The following is a 17,141-nucleotide window of genomic DNA, read 5'->3' on the forward strand; positions in this document are numbered from 1 at the left end:
GGTTGAGCCGCGGTCGAGGCGATCCTCCCCTGTGAGCGGAGTGCGGGCCCGTTGGCAAGCCAAAGCCGGCACTTCCCTTGCACGGGAGGATGAACAATCTTCCTCCGCGATCCGAGAGGATTAACTCAGTAGCGTTGCCGGCTCGCGAGCGAGCAGGTGGATCACGCCCTCGCTTGGCCGCGCCACCTGCCGCACGCCGGCGCCTCGTAGCGCCGCCTCGTTGACCGCGCCGCCGCCCAGTTCGACCCGTATCCGGCCGGCGTGGACGCTCGCTTCCCGCACGTTGCCGGCGCCACCGAGCGCAGCGAGCAGCGCCGGCGCCAGTATCACCGTAGTGGTGGCGGCCGCCGGCTCCTCGACCGCCGCGACGGCAACGCTGCCGCCCGCCGCCAGCGCGTCGCGGATCTCCACCGCGACGCTGTCGGCGATCGGGCCGAGCACCACCTGGAGCGCGGTCGGGGAGGGGCGGATCACGCCGCGCGCGCCGAGCGCCTTGAGCGCGGTCTCGTCCACCGCCGCCTGGTCGCGCACGCCGAGCCGCAGCCGGGTGGTGCAGGCACCGACGTTGGTGAGGTTGGCGCCCCCGCCGAGCGCGCGCGCGAACGCCGCGCCGCGCTCTCCCGCCGCGACCGGTGCCGCGGTCGCGGCGGGCGCGTCGTCGCGCCCCGGCGTCTTGAGGTTGAGCCTGGCGATGAAGAAGCGGAACAGCCCGTAATAGAGCACGGCATAGACCGCGCCGACCGGCAGCAGCAGCAAGGGCCGCGTCGCCTTGGAGAAGTTGAGCACGTAGTCGAGCAGCCCGGCAGAGAAACCGAAACCGAGCTTCACGCCCAATCCCGCCATCAGCGACATCGACAGGCCGGTCAGCACCGCGTGCACCGCGTACAGGACGGGCGCGAGGAACATGAAGCTGAACTCGATTGGCTCGGTCACGCCCGTCAGCGCCGAGGTCAGCGCGAGGCTGAACAGCATGCCGCCCACTTCCTTGCGCCGGCCGCGCGGTGCGGCGTGATACATCGCAAGGCAGGCGGCGGGCAGGCCGAACATCATGATCGGGAAGAAGCCCGCCATGAACGCCCCGGCGCTCGGGTCGCCCGCGAAGAAGCGCCGCAGGTCGCCGTTGGCGCCGTGATAGTCGCCCATGACGAACCAGGCGATGTTGTTGATCAGATGGTGCAGACCCGTGACGAGCAGCAATCGGTTGAGCAGCCCGAACAGGAACAGCCCGACGCTGCCCGCGCCCGTGATCGCGTAGCTCAGCTGGTCGATCCCGCTGCTAATCCCCGCAAAGCCGAGCCCGACCGCGACCGCCAGCACCAGCCCGGCCACCCCGCTGACGATCGGCACGAATCGGCGCCCACCGAAGAAGGCGAGATACTCGGGCAGCTTCACGGTCGAGAAGCGATTGTAGAAGCCGCCCCCGACGAGGCCGGAGATGATCCCGATCGGCACGTCGAGCCGCGCGATCGCCTTGGCCTTCCACGCCGCGACCGCGAGGTCGACGCTCGCGCCGGTCAGCCCGGCCGTGGCTTCGGGCGGCACGGTCAGCAGCACCTTGCTCGCCTCCGTGGCGACGAGGAAGCACACCATGCCGGCGAGGCAGGCGGCGCCGTTGCCGTCGCGCGCGAAGCCGGTGGAGACGCCGATCGCGAACAGCAGCCCGAGGTGGTTGAAGATCGCGTCGCCCGCCGCGCTGACGAACGCGATGTTCAGCAGGTCGGGCTGGCCGAGCCGCAGCAGCAGGCCGGCGATCGGCAGCACCGCGATCGGCAGCATCAGCGCGCGGCCGAGCGGCTGGAGCGTTCCCAGGATCGACTTCATCGTGCGAACTCCCGTGCGAGCTGGCGGACCTCGGCGGCCCCCGCGCAGTCGAGCGCGGCGCGGGCGTGGTCGCGCGCGCGGATCATGTCGAGGTCGCGCACCAGCGCCTTGATGTCGGCGACCGCGGCGGGCGCGACCGACAGCTCGGTGACGCCGAGCCCGACCAGGATCGGTACCGCGAGCGGGTCGGAGGCGAGCCCGCCGCACACGCCGGTCCAGCGCGCGTGACGCGCCCCGCCCGCGACGGTCTGCTCGATCAGGCGCAGCACCGCGGGATGGAGCCCGTCGAGCGCCCCAGCGACGGCGGCGTTGCCGCGATCCATCGCCAGCGTATATTGGGTGAGATCGTTGGTGCCGATCGAGAGGAAATCGGCCTCGCGCGCGAGCTGTGCCGCGGTCACTGCGGCAGCGGGAGTCTCGACCATGATGCCGAGCTCGACGCCGTCGCCGCCGCCGACACGGTCGAGCGCCGCGCGCACCTGGCGCAGCTCGTCGAGTCCCACCACCATCGGCACCATGACGCGGCATTGGCCGGCAGGCCGGACGGCGAGGATCGCGCGCAGCTGGTCGTCGAGGATGTCGGGATGCGCCAGCCCGACGCGGATGCCGCGCAGGCCGAGCGCGGGATTCTCCTCTGGCCCGATCGGCAGATAGGGCGCGGGCTTGTCGCCGCCGATGTCGAGCAGGCGGACGATCACCGGCCTGCCCGCCAGCGCGTCGGCGACCGCCTGATAGGCCGCGGTCTGCTCGGCGACGTCGGGGGCGGTGGCGCGGTCGAGGAACAGCAACTCGGTGCGCAGCAGGCCGCAGCCCTCGGCACCGTTGGCGGCGGCGACGCGCGCGTCCTCGGCCGACCCGCAATTGGCGACCACCTCGATTCGCGTGCCGTCGGCGGTGCGGCACTCCTCGGCGGCGCGTGCGCGCGCGGCGGCGCGGCGCTGTGCGACCACGGCAAGGCGTGCCTCGGCCGCGGCGACCAACTCGGGCGACGGCGTCGGGTGGAACCAACCGGCGCCCGCGTCGAGCACCACCTGCACGCCGTCGCGCACCGCGTTTAGCCCCGTCCCCAGCGCGACCAGCGCGGGCAGCCCGCGCGAGGCGGCAAGGATCGAGACGTGCGACGTCGGTCCACCCCGTTCGATCGCCAGTCCGGCGACCCGATCAAGGTCGAGCGCCATGAATTGCGAGGGCAACAGGTCCTCGGCGAGCAGGATCGCACCATCGGGTAACGCGATCGTCTCATCCTCGGCGCCGATCAGCCGCGCGATGAGCTGGCGCTCGAGGTCGAGCATGTCGGCGGCGCGCTCGGCGAGCCGTGCGTCGCCGCCGGCCTGCAAGGCCTCGGCCTGCGGGCGGATCGCACCGCGCCACGCGTGCGCCGCGCTGCTGCCGCGCGTGATTGCCATCAGCGTCATCGCGATCAGCTTGGGATCGTCGAGGATCGCGGCGTGCGCTTCGAGGATCGCGCGCGCGCTGCCCGCAGCGGCCTCCGCACGGTCGGTGAGGTCGGCAAGCAGCGCGCCGCGAGCGGACTCGAACGCCTCCTGTTCGGCGCTGACACCCTGTCCGGCCGCGACCACCGCCAGATCGGCCAGCCGCCAGCGCATCGCGGTGCCGATCGCCAGCCCCGGCGCGGCGGTCACTCCGGGAAGCGCGCCCGCCGGTACGTCGATCGGCGCGACCGGGCGCGCGACCGGCGCCGCCGCGGCGGGTTCCTCTTCGATCCCGTGGAGGATCAGCGCCGCCACCGCGCTCACCGCCGCCTCGGCCTCGGCTTCGGCGCCGGTCGCGGCGATCGTCACCGTATCGCCACGCGCCACGGTCAGTGCGAGCAGGTCCACCGGGCTCGCCGCATTGGCGGTGACCGCACCGCGCGACAGCGTCACTGCGGCACGGTGGCGACGCGCCTCGGCGGCGATCCGTGCAGCGGGGCGCGCGTGGATGCCGTGCGGCAGCGGAACGACGATCGTCTGCGACGCGCGCGCGCCGTCAGCCGCTTCCTCCGCGGCGACCGCCTCGCGCGCCACGAGCGTCAGCAGCGGCGCGCCGATCGCCACCGCCCCGGCCTCGGCGCGCCCGGCGATGGTGAAGCGCTCGCCGTTGGTGACGATCACCGGCGTGATCGCCGCCTGCGCCTCGCGCACGATCAGGTCGAGATCGAAGCGGATCAACGGCTGGCCGCGTGTCACCGTCGCGCCCGCCGCGACCAGAGGCTCGAACCCGCGACCGTCGAGCGCGACCGTATCGATCCCCAGATGGATCAGCAATTGCGCGCCCTCGGGCGTCTCCAGCGTGATCGCATGGCCGCTCGGCTGCACTACCAGCACGCGCGCGTCGCACGGCGCGACGAGCACGTTCCCGGTGGGGTCGATCGCCAGCCCGTCTCCCAGCATCCGCTCCGCGAAGACCGCGTCGACGACCTCGTCGAGCGGGCTGACCCAGCCCTCCAATGGTGCGGTCAGCGAGATAGTGGCCATGGATGCTCCGGACGGGGGAAGGGGAGAAATCAGGTGACGGGCTCGCCGTGCGCCTGCTGCGGCAGCACGACCCGCTCCTCGCCGCCGACCCAGGTGCCGAGCGGCTGGAGATCGGCGTCGAGCCGCACCCAGTCAGCGCGCAGCCCGACGGCGAGCGCGCCGCGCTCCGCCTCCAGGCCGAGGAAGGCGGCGGGGCTGGTCGCCGCCAGCGCTGCCGCAACCTCGGGCGCGAGGCCGAGCCGTCGCACCGCGTTGCGCACTGCGCCCGCCATGTCGAGGTCCGAGCCGGCCAACGTGCCGTCGGCGCCGACGCAGCGCCCGTCCTCGACGTGGATCGGCTTGCCCTGGAGCACGAAGTCCTTCCGCACCGCTCCCACGCAGGGCATCGCGTCGGACACCAGCATGAAGCGGTCGACCGGACGCGCGCGCAGCGCAATGCGCAGCGCCGCGTCGTCGACGTGGAAGCCGTCGACGATGATCCCGCACCACGCATGCTGGTCGTCGAGCGAGGCGCCGACCACGCCGGGGGCGCGGTGCACCAGCGGCGACATCGCGTTGAACAGATGGGTCACGCCGGTCGCTCCCGCGGCGAAGGCGGCGGTGGCAGTGGCGTAGTCGGCGTCGGTGTGGCCGAGGCAGACGCGCACGCCGGCGCGCGCCAGCGTCGCGATCTGCTCGGCGGTCACGCGCTCCGGCGCCAGCGTCACCATCACCACGCCGCGGCGGGGTTGAAGCAGCAGCGCCATCAATTCGTCGTCGAGCGGCTGGAAGCGCGCGGGATCGTGGATGCCTTTGCGCGCGAGGCTGAGCACCGGCCCCTCGACGTGCGTGCCGAGCACGCCCGGGACACCCGCCGCGATCGCCGCGTCGGTGGCGTCGAGCCCGCGCGCGATCACCGCGGGGCGGTCGCTGATCAGCGTCGGCATGAAGCCGGTGGTGCCGTACGGCGCATGCGCCGCGCCGATCGCCGCGATGCCCTCGACCGTCGGCGTGTCGTTGAAGAGCACGCCGCCGCCGCCGTTGACCTGCGTGTCGATGAAGCCGGGCATGACCCAGCCGCCGCCGAGGTCGACCGCCTCGCGCTCGGCACCGGCGCGCAACGCCGCGATCGTGCCGTCGGCGGCGACCTCGATCGTCGCCGCGTCGAGCACGCCGTCGCGCGTCGCGACCCGGCCGTTGCGGAAGCTGTGCGTCGTCATAGCGTCTTGGTGACCTTGCTGAGATGGCGCGGCGAGTCGGGATCGAGCCCGCGCGCGACCGAGAGCGCGTTCGCCATGCGGTAGAAGCTCTGGATCATCAGCACCGGCTCGAGCGCGGGATGGTCGCGCAGCGCCGCGGGGCTGCCCGCACCGTCCTGCGCGGCGTCGGCGAGCGCGACCCGCGCGTCGCGCTGCGCGAACTCGGCCGCGGCCTCGCGCACGCCGTCGCCGGCCTGGTCCGAGGTGGCGAAGGCGATCAGCGGGAAGCCGGCGCCGACGATCGCCATCGGGCCGTGGCGCACCTCGGCGCTGCTGAACGCCTCGGCGTGGAGCGCGCAGGTCTCCTTCAGCTTCAAGGCCGCCTCCTGCGCGATGCCGAAGCCGAGACCGCGTCCGATGACGAACAGGTTGCTGGCGTCGCGCAGTAGGTCCACCACGCCGCTCCAGTCGAGCGCCCAAGCGGCGCCGAGCCGCTCCGGCAACCGATCGAGGGCATCGGTCAGCGCCGCGTCCTGGCTCCACTCGGCGGTGAGCAGCGCCAGCGCAGCGAGCGCCGCGATGTACGACTTGGTCGCGGCGACCGAGCGCTCCGGTCCGGCCATCAGCGGCACCAGCGTGTCGGCGGTTTCGGCAAGCGGCGATGTGGTGTCGTTGACCAAAGCGACGACGTGTGCGCCGGCTGCCTTCTGCGCGGCGACGCTGGCGAGCAGGTCGGGGCTGCGCCCGCTCTGCGAGATGGCGATGCAGAGCCCGCCCGAGGGAGCGACGTCGGCGGCATAGACCGAGGCGACCGAGGGGGCGGCGGAGGCAACGGGGACGCCGACGAACGTTTCGATTAGATATTTGCCGTAGGTCGCGGCGTGATCCGACGAGCCGCGCGCGCAGGTGACGACCACCGCCGGCGGGGCGGCGCGGAGCCGCTCGCCGAGCGCGGCGAGCGTCGCGCGATTGGCCTCGAGCAGCCGCGCCACCGCGGCGCCCGCCTCGGCCGCCTCGGCGTGCATCAGCGTGGCGGTCGCGTCCTTGGCCGGTGGCTGGTCGGTCGTCGCGATCATGCTGGGCTCCCCTGCCGTGCGGGACCGCAACGGCGTTTCCAGAGGGTTAAGTTATAAATTGGTATTGTTCAAGCGGCCTCGTCGCGCAGCATCGCGGCGAGGCCAGCGACGGTGACCTGATCGGTCGCGTAGCTCGTCGCGGCGACGAAGCCGAAGCGGCGCAGCGTGGCGTCGCCGGTGCCCGCGCGTGCGACACGGCCCGAGGCGTGAACCTCGCGCGCGCCGGTGGCGAGCAGGGCCGGTAGCGTCGCGGGCGAGACGCCGCTGCCGACGAGCACGGTGATGCGGTCGTCGGCCGCGGCGACCAGCGCTGTCAGCGTGTCAGTCGCGTCGATCGCGCGCGGTGCGCCCCCCGAGGTGAGGATCCGGTCGAAGCCGAGCGCCACCGCCTGCTCGAGCGCTTCGAGCGGGTCGGGGGTGAGGTCGAAAGCACGGTGCAACGTCAACGAAAGGGCGCGGTCGCGCGCCACCTCCACCCAGCGCGCGAGGCAGTCGGTGTCGAGCCTGCCGTCGCGCGCGTTGGCACCGATCACCACGCCGGCGAGTCCCGCGTCCGCTGCGGCCCCAATGTCCTCCTCCACCAGCCGCCGCTCGCCCGCGTCATAGACGAAGTCGCCCGCGCGCGGCCGCACGAGCAGATGGACCGGGATCGGTGCGCTCGCGGCGGCGCGGATCAGCGAGGGCGAGGGGGTCAGGCCGCCGACGTCGAGCGCGGCGCACAGCTCGATCCGATCCGCGCCACCGTTCACCGCCGCGGCGATGCCGTGGGTGTCCTCGACGCAGACCTCGAGCAATCGCCTCATGGGCGGTACAGCGAGGGGGCGGGGTGGACGGTGGTCGTCCCGCGCGCGTCAGTCACCGCATAGGTGAAGCCGGGCAGCAGGCAGAAGGCGCCGACCGCGCCCTTCGTGTCGAGCGCGAGGAAGCCGACCTGCATGCCCTTGATCGCGTCGCCGCGCAACGCGGCGATGTGGCGCACCACCTCCTCGCATGCCGCCTGCGGCGAGCGGCCGGCGCGCATAGAGGCGACCACGCGCGCGCTGCCCGCGACGCGAGTCACTTCCTCGCCGACCCCGGTCGAGGTGGCGCCGCCGACGCCGCGCTCGACGTAGAGGCCGGCACCGACCTGGGGCGAGTCGCCGACGCGGCCGCGGATCTTGAAGGCCATGCCCGAGGTGGTGCAGGCGCCCGCCATGCGCCCGTCCGCAGTGCGCGCGAGCAGCCCGATCGTGTCATGGTCGAGCGCGCCGCCGGGCGTGCGATGCGGCGCGGCGGTGCCGTAGGTGCTGGTCTCGCTGTTGGCGACGGGCTGGTACTTCGCGGTCCTGAGCCATTCGCGCCACGCCTGCTCCGCCGGCGGCGTGAGCAAATCGACCTTCTCGAAGCCCTGCTCGCGCGCGAAGCGGGTGGCGCCCTCGCCGACCAGGAAGGTGTGCGGCGTCCTCTCCATCACCCGCCGCGCGACCGAGATGGCGTGGACCGTATCCTCCAGTGCGGCGACCGCGCCGACCGCGCCCGCGTCGTCCATGATCACGGCGTCGAGCGTGACATGACCGTCACGGTCGGGGTAGCCGCCGTAGCCGACCGAGTGGTTCTCCGGATCCGCCTCGGGCACGCGAGCGCCCGCCTCGACCGCGTCGAGCAGCGAGCCACCCGAGCGCAGCCGGGCGAAGGCCGCGTCGTTGGCGGCGGCGCCGAAGTCCCAGGTAGAGAGCACGCGCACGTCATGCGCCGGCGCCGCGGCCGCGACGGCGCCGCGGGCCAGCGGCAGCGCGCCGCCGGCCGCGGCGAGCGTCGCCAGCAAGGATCGTCTCGTCGTCATCCGCTCCCCTCCGTGTCGCCGCGACGCGGCCCGGCTTACGACAAGCACGGATCGACGCCGCCACGCAACCGCTCGCGTGATTGGTCACGTCAGTGGTCCTGTCAGGTATTGACCTTCATGGCAGATTGATGAAACAGGGGCAAAAGTCACCTTTACCAATAAAAACAAATTAGAGGGTTCGCCGATGACGTCGCAGCACCATGTCTCCCTCGCGGCGCTCGCCGCGGCCCTCCTCGCAGCGACGCCGGCGCTCGCACAGCAGGCGGACGCACCCGCCGACTCGGCCCAGGCGGCGGGGCAGGCGACCCCGGAGCGCGCCGAGGCGATCGCGGGCGAGCAGGGCAACCAGGCGCCCGCCGCCGCATCGACCGGCGACGTGGTCGTCACCGGCACGCGCATCCAGCGCCCCAACGTCACCTCCGCCGCGCCGATCACCTCGGTGACCACGCAGGACATCCGCGCGCAGGCGCCGGTCAACGTCGAGGACGTGCTCAACCGTCTGCCGCAGATCGCGCCCGACAGCCAGCAGACCTACAACGACTCGGACGGCCGCCAGCGCATCAAGCTGCGCAGCCTCGGCTTCGAGCGCACCCTGGTGCTGATCGACGGCAAGCGGCTCGGTACGCAGAACGGGCAGGACGTCGGCATCATCCCGCCATCGCTGCTCGAGCGCGTCGACGTGCTGACCGGCGGCGCCTCCTCGGTGTACGGCTCCGACGCGGTCGCGGGCGTGGTCAACTTCGTCCTCAAGAAGGACTTCGAGGGGCTGCAGCTCGACGCCAACTACAATTTCTACAATCACAACAACAAGGACACGATCGTGTCGCCGCTGGCGCGCGCGGCCGGCTTCAGCAGCCCGCGCGGCTGGACCAACGACGGCGGCCGCGCCGACGTGACGCTGACCGCGGGCAAGAAGCTGTTCGACGGCGCGCTGCGGCTGAGCGGCTTCGTCAACTACCGCAAGACCGAGGAGGTCGGGCTCACCGACCGCTCGAACGCGGGCTGCTACCTGACCCAGCTCCAGGCCAATGGCCCGCTGTCGTGCGGGCTAACCCCGAGCAGCTCGACCAGCGGCCTGATCACGCCGCGTGCGGGCGCCAACGCCGGCGCGCAATATGTCAACAATCCTGACGGCACGCGCAATTTCGTCCCCTTCGCGGCGGGCGCGGGCAACGCCTCCAACTATTTTAGCGGCTATGCTTACCAGCGGCCGTCGGAGCGGGTGAACGCGGGCGGCTTCGCCAGCCTCGACCTCGGGCCCGACGCCGAGCTCTACACCTCGGGCATCTGGTTCCGCGACAAGTCCTATAACAACTATCCGACGATCGCGAGCGGCACCGTCAACGTCAGCTGCGGCAACCCGTATCTGTCCGCGGCGCAGGCCGGTGCGATCGGCTGCGCGGCGGGCGTGGCGAGCGTGCCGATCGACCTGCGCTATCGCCTCGGCGAGGGCAGCGACCGGCCCGATACGTACATCAACACCGGCGTCCGGCTGACCGGCGGCGTGCGCGGCAAGGTGGGCGATGCCTGGACCTATGACATCGGTGGCGTCTACGCGCGCAACCATCAGGACTATACACCGAGCTTCGGAATCCCCGGTCGTCTCCAGGATGCGGTCAACGTCGGCGGCACCGCGGCGTCGCCTACCTGCGCGAGCGGCGCGGCCGGCTGCGTGCCGTTCGACATCTTCAGCGCGGGCAACAGCGACCCCGCGCTGATCAACTATCTGTTCGGCACGGGCACCTCGGCGACCACGGGCACCCTGTACGACGTTCAGGCCAACATGACCGGCGACCTGGGCAAATACGGCATCACCTCGCCGTTCGCCGAGCAGGGCCTCGCGATCGCGCTCGGCACCGAGTATCGCAAGGATACGCTTAAGTCGGTTGCCGACGCGTCCTACCGCGGCGTGCTGGGCGGCAACGACACGTATCTCAGCCAGGACGTGTGGGAGTCGAACATCGAGGTCCAGGCGCCGCTGGTCGAGCACAAGCCGTTCGCCGAGCTGGTGCAGCTCAACGGCGGCTTCCGCGTCTCGAAGTACAGCAGCAACCCGAGCACTTTCACTACCTGGAAGGTGGAGGGGATCTACGCCCCGATCAGCGACCTGACCTTCCGCGCCTCGTTCAACAAGGCGCAGCGCGCGCCGACCGTGGTGGAGATCCGCCAAGCCACCAACATCGAGTTCGCCGCGGGTGGCTCGGGCACGTTCAACGACTTCTGCGCGCCGACCGTGATCAACGGCGCCAACGGCGTCAGCTATGGCGCACCCGTTGCCTCGCGCGAGGTGTGCCGCGCCACCGGCTTGTCCGACGCGCTCTACGGCAGCCAGACTCTGCTGTGCAGCAACGGCACCACGCCTAACGGCACCGCTGCCTGCTCGGTGCGCTCGGGCGGCTTCACCGCCGATCCGGAGACCGCCTACACGCAGACCTATGGCCTAGTGGTGAAGCCCCGCTTCCTGCGCGGCTTCGTCTTCTCGGTCGATCGTTATCGCATCAAGATCAACGACTCGCTCGGCTACAACGACTATAGCTATTACACTGACGGCTGCCTGCGCTCGGGCGGCGACCAGTTCTTCTGTCAGGGCATCGTTCGCAACGCCAACGGCACGCTGTTCTCGGCGGCGGGGTCGAGCACCGGTTTCATCCGCCAGGGTACGACCAACTATTACACCTCGATCGCGCGCGGCTGGGATTTCCAGGCGCAGTACACGCTCAACCTCGAGTCGGTCGGCCGCTTCGACATGTCGTTCAACGGCTCGCTGACGACGAACGCGGGTGGACAGGACTCGCCGCTCCAGCCCGAGCGCAACTGCGCCGGCTATTACGGCAACGGCTGCGGCCAGCTGATCCCGAAGTGGAGCCACGGGCTGCGCGGCACCTATACCACGCCTGACCAGAAGTTCGGCGCCTCGCTCAACTGGCGCCACGTCGGCTCGCTGACCAACGCCAACAACTCGGGTGACGAGGCGATCGGCGGCACGCCCGAGCGCGCGCTGACGAACTATTATCGCGTCGACCCGGCCGACTATTTCGACCTCGCGCTCAACTTCGCGGTGTCGAAGCAGTTCTCGCTGCGGTTGATCGCGAATAACCTGCTCGACAAGGCAGCGCCAATCGTGCCGGACTCGTACAACATCAGCCTCGCGCGCAGCAACACCATCCCGCAGCGCTACGACTCGCTCGGTCGTAACATCGCGGTCGCCACGACGATCAAGTTCTGATCGGTCCGGTGACGCTTCCGAGGCGAGGACCTCGGGGGCGTCACGCCCGGCGGCTAGACCGCTGCCGTTGTGGCGGCGGTCAGTTCATCGCCGCGTAGCTCTTCTCCTCGATCAGCTCGGACTCGAGCGCCAGGTTGATCGCGCGCTTCAGCCGCGCGCGCTCGTCGTTCTTGAAATACACTGAGCGCGCGAGCTGGATGAAGTCGGTGCCGAACGACGCCGCAGCCTCCTCCTGCCGGATCGCGTCCTCGATCTCCCACAACTCGCGGTTGATCGATTTGAGTTGGCCGAACAGCGGCGCGATCGCCTGCTGCCCGATAACGCCGGCGCCGATGTCGCTCAGCGCCTCATGCTCGCGGGCGACGTTGGCCCGCGCCTCGGCGCGCGCGATCCGCTCGCGCTTGATCTCGAGGATGGTGATCTTGTCGAGCAGCTCACCCCAGGAGACGGGCACCGACGGGCTGGGCAGGCTGGCCATGGATCGTCTCTCCCTGATCGTCGAAGAAAGCGTCGAGCTCGCTAGCCACTCCGGCTAGCACCGGCGTCCAGTCACCGACGCGCGGTTGCGCGTGGAGGCGCAGCGTCGGGTACCAGTCGCTGTCGTGGCGGGTCGGGTCCCAGCGCCAGTCCGGCCGATGCTTGAGCAACAGCCAGGTCGGGCGCCCGAGCGCGCCGGCGAGATGCGCCACCATCGTGTCGACTGTTATCACCGCGGCGCAACCGGCGACCAGCGCGGCGGTGGCGGCGAGATCGAAGGGACAGCCGTCGGGATTGATCACCGGCAGCATCGAGGGCGCGGCAACGAGGGAGAGGCAGCGGTACCGTTCGGCGACGGGGGCGAGCAGCGCCTCGGGTAAGGAGCGGTCAGGGTCCCAGTCTCCCGCCTGGTGACATAGTCCGACGCTTAGCGCCGGGATCGGCGCGGGGGCGACGCGGAGGTAGGAAGCCGGAACATCGTCCGGCGCCAGCTCCAGCGCGCCGGGCAGCTCGGTGATCTCGATATCGCAGGCGCGCGGCTTGAGTGGATGCGCTGGGTCGAAGCCATGGAGGCTCACCTCGGCGATCCCCGCGAGCAAGGGGTGCAGCCGTGCCGGCGCCTCGACCGTCACGCTCCTGGCGCGGTGTGCGAGCGCGGGTAGGTAGCGCGCGAACTGGAGCGTGTCGCCGAGGCCGTGGTAGCAGCGCACCAGCACGTCGACGCCGTCGACGGGGCGGCCGTTCCACACCCAGCGCTCGTGATAGGGTAGGCTGGGGTCATCGCGCGTCGCGGGATCGCGTGCGGCGATGACCTGGCGTTCGAGCGCCCAGGCGGCGGCATAGTCGCGCGCGCGCATCGCCTCCGCCCAGCTGCTATGTAGCTCCATGCGGGACGAACCGCGCGAGAGCCATGCCGGTTCCCTCGTTGCGCCGGCGTGACAGAATTAAGCGTCTGATTTGGTGAGCTTCGTCGGGACGGAACGAACCCCTTCCGGTCGAGCGCAAGCCACTCAGACCAGTTCGCGCCCGCCTTTCCACATGCGCAGCAGCTTGCCCTGCACCGGCAGCCCGTCGAAGGGCGTGTTGCCGGCCTTGCCCGGCAGCGTGTCCGCATCGATGCGCCACGGCGCGTCGGGGTCGAGGAGGATGACGTCGCCCGGCAGGCCTGGCAGCAGCGCGCCCGTGTCGAGGCCGAGCAGCGCGGCGGGGGCGCGCGCGAGCAACGCGAACAGCCGCGGCAGCGACACGCGCCCGTCGCGTGCCAGTCCGAGCCCGAGCGCGAGCAAGGCCGCGGCGTCGGCCGCGCCGGGGCTGGCGTCGGCGAAGGGGAGGCGCTTCTCCTCGGGTCCGCGCGGATCGTGGCCCGAGCACAGCAGGTCGATCGTCCCGTCGGCCAGCGCGGCGAGCGCGGAGTGGCGGTCGGTCTCGCTCCGCAGCGGAGGCGATAGATGCGCGAAGGTGCGAAAGTCGCTCATCGCATTGTCGGAGAGCAGCAGATGCGCCGGGGTGATCCCGCACGTCACGCGCACGCCGCGCGCCTTGGCCGCCCGCACCAGCGCGAACCCCGCCGCGGTGGTGACCGCGCGGAGGTGGAGCCGCGCGCCGGTCTCTTCCGCCAGCATCAGGTCGCGCGCGATCGCCAGCGCCTCTGCCACGGCGGGAGCGGCGGGCAGGCCGAGCCGCGACGCGGTCTCGCCTTCGCTCGCGACCGCGCCACGCGTCAGCCCGCCGTCCTCGGCATGCGTGATCACAGTCACGTCGAGGTCGCGCGCGTAGCTCAGCACGCGGTGCATCACGCCGGAGTCGGCGATCCAGCCGCGGCCGGTGCCGACCGCGCGCGCGCCGGCGGAGAGGCAGATCGCCATCTCGGCCAGGTCGGCGCCGGCGAGCCCGCGCGTCGCCGCCGCGATGGGGTGGATCCACAGGTCGGGCCGGCCGATCAGTGCCAGCCGCTGCACTGCGCCGGGCTCGTCGAGCACCGGCACCTGATCGGGCATCGGCGCGACCCGGACGATCCCGCCGGCGCGCGCGGCGGCGCGGTCGATCCGCGCCACGCCGATGTCGATCAGGGCGGGAGCGAGCACCCTGCCGCGGCAGTCGACCCGCAGCGCGTCGGCGGGGGCGGGGCCGTCCGCGATCACGCCGTCGACAACCAGTAGCTCGCCCTCGCGCTCGCCGCGCTCCGGGCAGACCAGCCGCGCGTCGGTGAACAGGATCGCGCGGTTCATGCCCAGCCCTCCACGCCGCGCGCGCGCCGCGTCAGCACGTCGAGACAGGCCATGCGCACCGCGACACCCATCTGCACCTGCTCGGTAATAGCCGACTGCTCGACGTGATCGGCAACCGCCGAGTCGATCTCGACGCCGCGGTTCATCGGCCCGGGATGCATGATCAGCGCGCCGGGCGCGTGCTTGGCGAGCCGCTCGAGTGTGAGCCCGTAGCGCAGGTGATATTCGCGGCTCGACGGGACATAGCCGCCCGCCATCCGCTCGGTCTGAAGCCGCAGCATCATCACCACGTCGGCGCCCTCCATCGCGCGATCGAAATCGGTGAAGGCGGTGACGCCGAAGCGCTCGATGGCGGGGGGCATCAGCGTCGAGGGCGCGCAGACGCGCACCTCCGCGGCGAGCGCGGTAAGCGCGAGGATGTTCGAGCGGGCGACGCGGCTGTGGAGCAGGTCGCCGCAGATCACCACGCGCTTGTGCGCGATGCCGCCGAGGCGGCGACGGATCGTCAGCGCGTCGAGCAGCGCCTGGGTCGGGTGTTCGTGGCGGCCGTCGCCGGCGTTGAGCACGGGACAGTCGACCTTGCCCGCGATCAGCCGCACCGCGCCCGAAGACATGTGGCGGATCACGATCACGTCGGCGCGCATCGCGTTGAGCGTCTGCGCGGTGTCGATCAGCGTCTCGCCCTTCTTCACGCTCGACTGGGCGGCGTGCATGTTGACGACATCGGCACCGAGCCTCTTGCCCGCGATCTCGAAGCTCAGCAGCGTGCGGGTCGAATTCTCGAAGAAGGCGTTGATCTGGGTGAAGCCAGAGAGGCGGCGGTCGGGCGCGGCGCGGGTGCGGTTGGCTTCCACCCAGGTCTCGGCCTCGTCGAGCAGGAAGGTGATCTCGTGCGGCTCGAGCCCCTCGATGCCGGTGAGATGGCGATGCGGGAATACCGCGCCGCCGGGGATCAGGGTGCCGGGGCGGTGGTCCGATTGGGTCATCGAGCGCGGTGCCTAGTCCGCGCTCCCCGGCGGCGCAAGCGGTTCGCCCTGCTCCGCCGGCGCCAGCACCAGCGCGTCGATCGCGGCCTGAAGGATCGTGGCGGCCGCGTGATTGTCGATCCGCTCGGCACGCTTGGCACGGCTCATGTCCTGCGCGATCAGCGCGCGCTCGGCGCTGACGGTGGACCAGCGCTCGTCCCACAGCAGCAGGGGCAAGCCGAGGTCGGCGCAGTTGCGCGCGAAAGCCCGGGTCGACTGGGTGCGTGGGCTCTCGCTGCCGTCGAGGCTGAGCGGCAGGCCGATTACCCAGCCGACGACCTGCTGCTGGGTCGAGAGCGCCAGCAGCGCGGCCTTGTCGGCGCTGAACTTGGTGCGGCGGATCAGCTGCGCGGGGCTGGCGAAGCTCCAGCCGGCGTCGCACAGCGCGGTGCCGATCGTCTTGGTGCCGACGTCGAGCCCGAGCAGCCGGCCGCCGTGCGGGAGCGAGGCACGGAAGGCGGCAGCGGTGGTGGCGATCGCCACGCGCGGGCTGGGCGCGTTCATCGGTGGTGGCCTTTTCGCGCCGTCCTTGTCGTCACCCCGGACGTGTTCCGGGGTCTATCGGGCCGCGTACCGAGCGGCCGGCGAGCGCGCGGACGGGTGGATCCCGTGACAGGTCCGGGATGACTTAACAGGTTAGAGCGATTGCTTCCCACGCTCACTCCGCCGCCAGGCGCCGCGCGGCGTCGGCGCGGACGTTGGCCCAGAACAGGCTGTAATCGTAGACATGGTAATTGTTGCCGGGCAGCGTGTACGGCCCGAGGTCGGGCGGGCTGCCGATCAGCAGCAGCCCGCGCCCGGCACAGCGGGCGCCGATCGTGCCGGCGCGGATCGTCGCGCTCGACAGGTCGGCGTTAGGGTAGAGCGTCCCCAGATTGGCGCTTGCGGGCGCGCTGCCGCCATTCGCTCCCAAGAGCGGGTTGGTGCACAGCAGCGGCGTGCCGCGCCGCGCGCGGCCGTCGAAGCCGGTGGTTCGATCGAACGTGTCGAGGATCAGCGACGGATCGGCGGGCTCGGCGAAGCTCTGCCATGCCAGCACGCAGCCGCGCTGGTCGGGCGACGCGCAGGCGGGCAGGCCGAGCGCGGGAAGGTCGGTGGTGGTCGAGATCGGCCAGCCGATCGCGTAAGCGGCGACGATCCGTTTCGCCAGCGGCTTGCCCGCGACACGGTCCTTCAGCAGGTGAGTCAGGTGGAGCGCACCCTGGCTGTGCCCGGCGAGGATGATCGGCCGGTCGGGGGCGATCTCGGCGAGGAAGACGTCGAAGGCGGCGAGCAGGTCGCGATAGGCGAGCGCCAGCGCCTGGTCCGCCGCGGCCTTGTCGGTGAGAAAGGCGCCGAAGGTCGCCTGGCGGTAGCGCGGCGCCCAGATCTCGCCCGCCTCGTTGAAGGCGCTCGCCTGACCGCGGAGGAACAGAGCCGCGCGATCGTTGGCCTCGCGATCGTCGAGCGGGGCGTTCCAATGCGCGCGGCTGAGGTAAGAAGTGGGGTGGATGAAGAACACCGCCGCACCGCCGTGCGTCTGGCGGGGCCGATAACCGGGCGGCGTCCAGCGCGACGGGTCGTTCGCCAGCGACGGTCGCGCCAGCCACATCCGATCGTCACGATAGTCGGCGACACTCAATCCCGGCTGCGCGCGGAACGTCTCCCCCGGCACGAGCGCGGCGCGCATCAGCGAGACGCCCCAGATGCGGTAGGCGAGCAGACCGGCGAGCGCGAGCACGATCAGGCCGGCGACGACGTAGAGGAATTTACGGACCAAGCGTATGTCACCATGCTGCGGTGCAGCAAAGTCGCTGTCGCCGCAATCGCAA

13 protein-coding genes are annotated in these 17,141 nt (G+C 71.5%); 1 reads left to right on the forward strand and 12 read right to left on the reverse strand.

The annotated features are described in order from the left end of the window. Window positions 1–120 precede the first annotated feature (120 nt). From nagE to FHY03_RS07335, 6 genes are all read right to left on the reverse strand, one after another. Window positions 121–1,821 (reverse strand): N-acetylglucosamine-specific PTS transporter subunit IIBC, encoded by a 1,701-nt coding sequence (gene nagE, locus FHY03_RS07310; protein WP_183920688.1) that lies wholly within the window; start codon window positions 1,819–1,821, stop codon window positions 121–123. After that, window positions 1,818–4,298 (reverse strand): phosphoenolpyruvate--protein phosphotransferase, encoded by a 2,481-nt coding sequence (gene ptsP / locus FHY03_RS07315; protein ID WP_183929763.1) that lies wholly within the window; start codon window positions 4,296–4,298, stop codon window positions 1,818–1,820. The genes nagE and ptsP overlap by 4 nt, the downstream gene beginning before the upstream one ends. Window positions 4,299–4,327: 29 nt before the next feature. Continuing rightward, entirely contained in the window at window positions 4,328–5,497 is a 1,170-nt protein-coding gene (nagA, locus tag FHY03_RS07320) for an N-acetylglucosamine-6-phosphate deacetylase (RefSeq protein ID WP_183929765.1), read from the reverse strand. Further along, window positions 5,494–6,552, reverse strand: a complete 1,059-nt coding sequence (locus tag FHY03_RS07325) for an SIS domain-containing protein (protein ID WP_183920685.1) — start codon at window positions 6,550–6,552, stop codon at window positions 5,494–5,496. The genes nagA and FHY03_RS07325 overlap by 4 nt, the downstream gene beginning before the upstream one ends. 68 nt (window positions 6,553–6,620) lie before the next feature. Further along, window positions 6,621–7,355, reverse strand: a complete 735-nt coding sequence (locus FHY03_RS07330) for a copper homeostasis protein CutC (protein ID WP_183929767.1) — start codon at window positions 7,353–7,355, stop codon at window positions 6,621–6,623. After that, on the reverse strand, window positions 7,352–8,374 hold the full coding sequence (locus FHY03_RS07335; RefSeq protein ID WP_183929769.1) for a N(4)-(beta-N-acetylglucosaminyl)-L-asparaginase: 1,023 nt from the start codon (window positions 8,372–8,374) through the stop codon (window positions 7,352–7,354). The genes FHY03_RS07330 and FHY03_RS07335 overlap by 4 nt, the downstream gene beginning before the upstream one ends. Window positions 8,375–8,558: 184 nt before the next feature. On the opposite strand from FHY03_RS07335, the gene FHY03_RS07340 reads away from it, so the two are divergent. Then, window positions 8,559–11,600, forward strand: a complete 3,042-nt coding sequence (locus tag FHY03_RS07340; RefSeq protein ID WP_183929771.1) for a TonB-dependent receptor domain-containing protein — start codon at window positions 8,559–8,561, stop codon at window positions 11,598–11,600. A 79-nt stretch (window positions 11,601–11,679) separates the two neighbouring features. On the opposite strand, the gene FHY03_RS07345 is transcribed toward FHY03_RS07340, so the two are convergent. The 6 genes from FHY03_RS07345 to FHY03_RS07370 form a co-directional block, all read right to left on the reverse strand. Then, entirely contained in the window at window positions 11,680–12,078 is a 399-nt protein-coding gene (locus tag FHY03_RS07345; RefSeq protein ID WP_183920681.1) for a DUF6165 family protein, read from the reverse strand. Beyond that, window positions 12,035–12,964 carry a glycosyltransferase family 9 protein gene (locus tag FHY03_RS07350; protein WP_260158764.1) on the reverse strand — a complete coding sequence of 310 codons (930 nt, stop codon included), beginning with the start codon at window positions 12,962–12,964 and terminating at the stop codon, window positions 12,035–12,037. The genes FHY03_RS07345 and FHY03_RS07350 overlap by 44 nt, the downstream gene beginning before the upstream one ends. A 123-nt stretch (window positions 12,965–13,087) precedes the next feature. Beyond that, a complete protein-coding gene (locus tag FHY03_RS07355; protein WP_183929773.1) occupies window positions 13,088–14,305 on the reverse strand; it encodes an amidohydrolase family protein in 1,218 nt (405 codons plus the stop codon). Next, window positions 14,302–15,291, reverse strand: coding sequence for an aspartate carbamoyltransferase catalytic subunit (locus FHY03_RS07360; protein ID WP_183929775.1), 990 nt, complete (start codon window positions 15,289–15,291; stop codon window positions 14,302–14,304). The genes FHY03_RS07355 and FHY03_RS07360 overlap by 4 nt, the downstream gene beginning before the upstream one ends. A 12-nt stretch (window positions 15,292–15,303) precedes the next feature. After that, window positions 15,304–15,834: a Holliday junction resolvase RuvX gene (gene ruvX, locus FHY03_RS07365; RefSeq protein ID WP_183920678.1), complete on the reverse strand. Its 531-nt coding sequence runs from the start codon at window positions 15,832–15,834 to the stop codon at window positions 15,304–15,306. A gap of 154 nt (window positions 15,835–15,988) precedes the next feature. Then, a complete protein-coding gene (locus FHY03_RS07370; protein ID WP_183920677.1) occupies window positions 15,989–17,089 on the reverse strand; it encodes a DUF3089 domain-containing protein in 1,101 nt (366 codons plus the stop codon). Window positions 17,090–17,141: the final 52 nt, after the last annotated feature.

The sequence above is a fragment of the Sphingomonas sp. BK345 genome, from assembly GCF_014193845.1.
Classification (GTDB): Bacteria; Pseudomonadota; Alphaproteobacteria; order Sphingomonadales; family Sphingomonadaceae; genus Sphingomonas.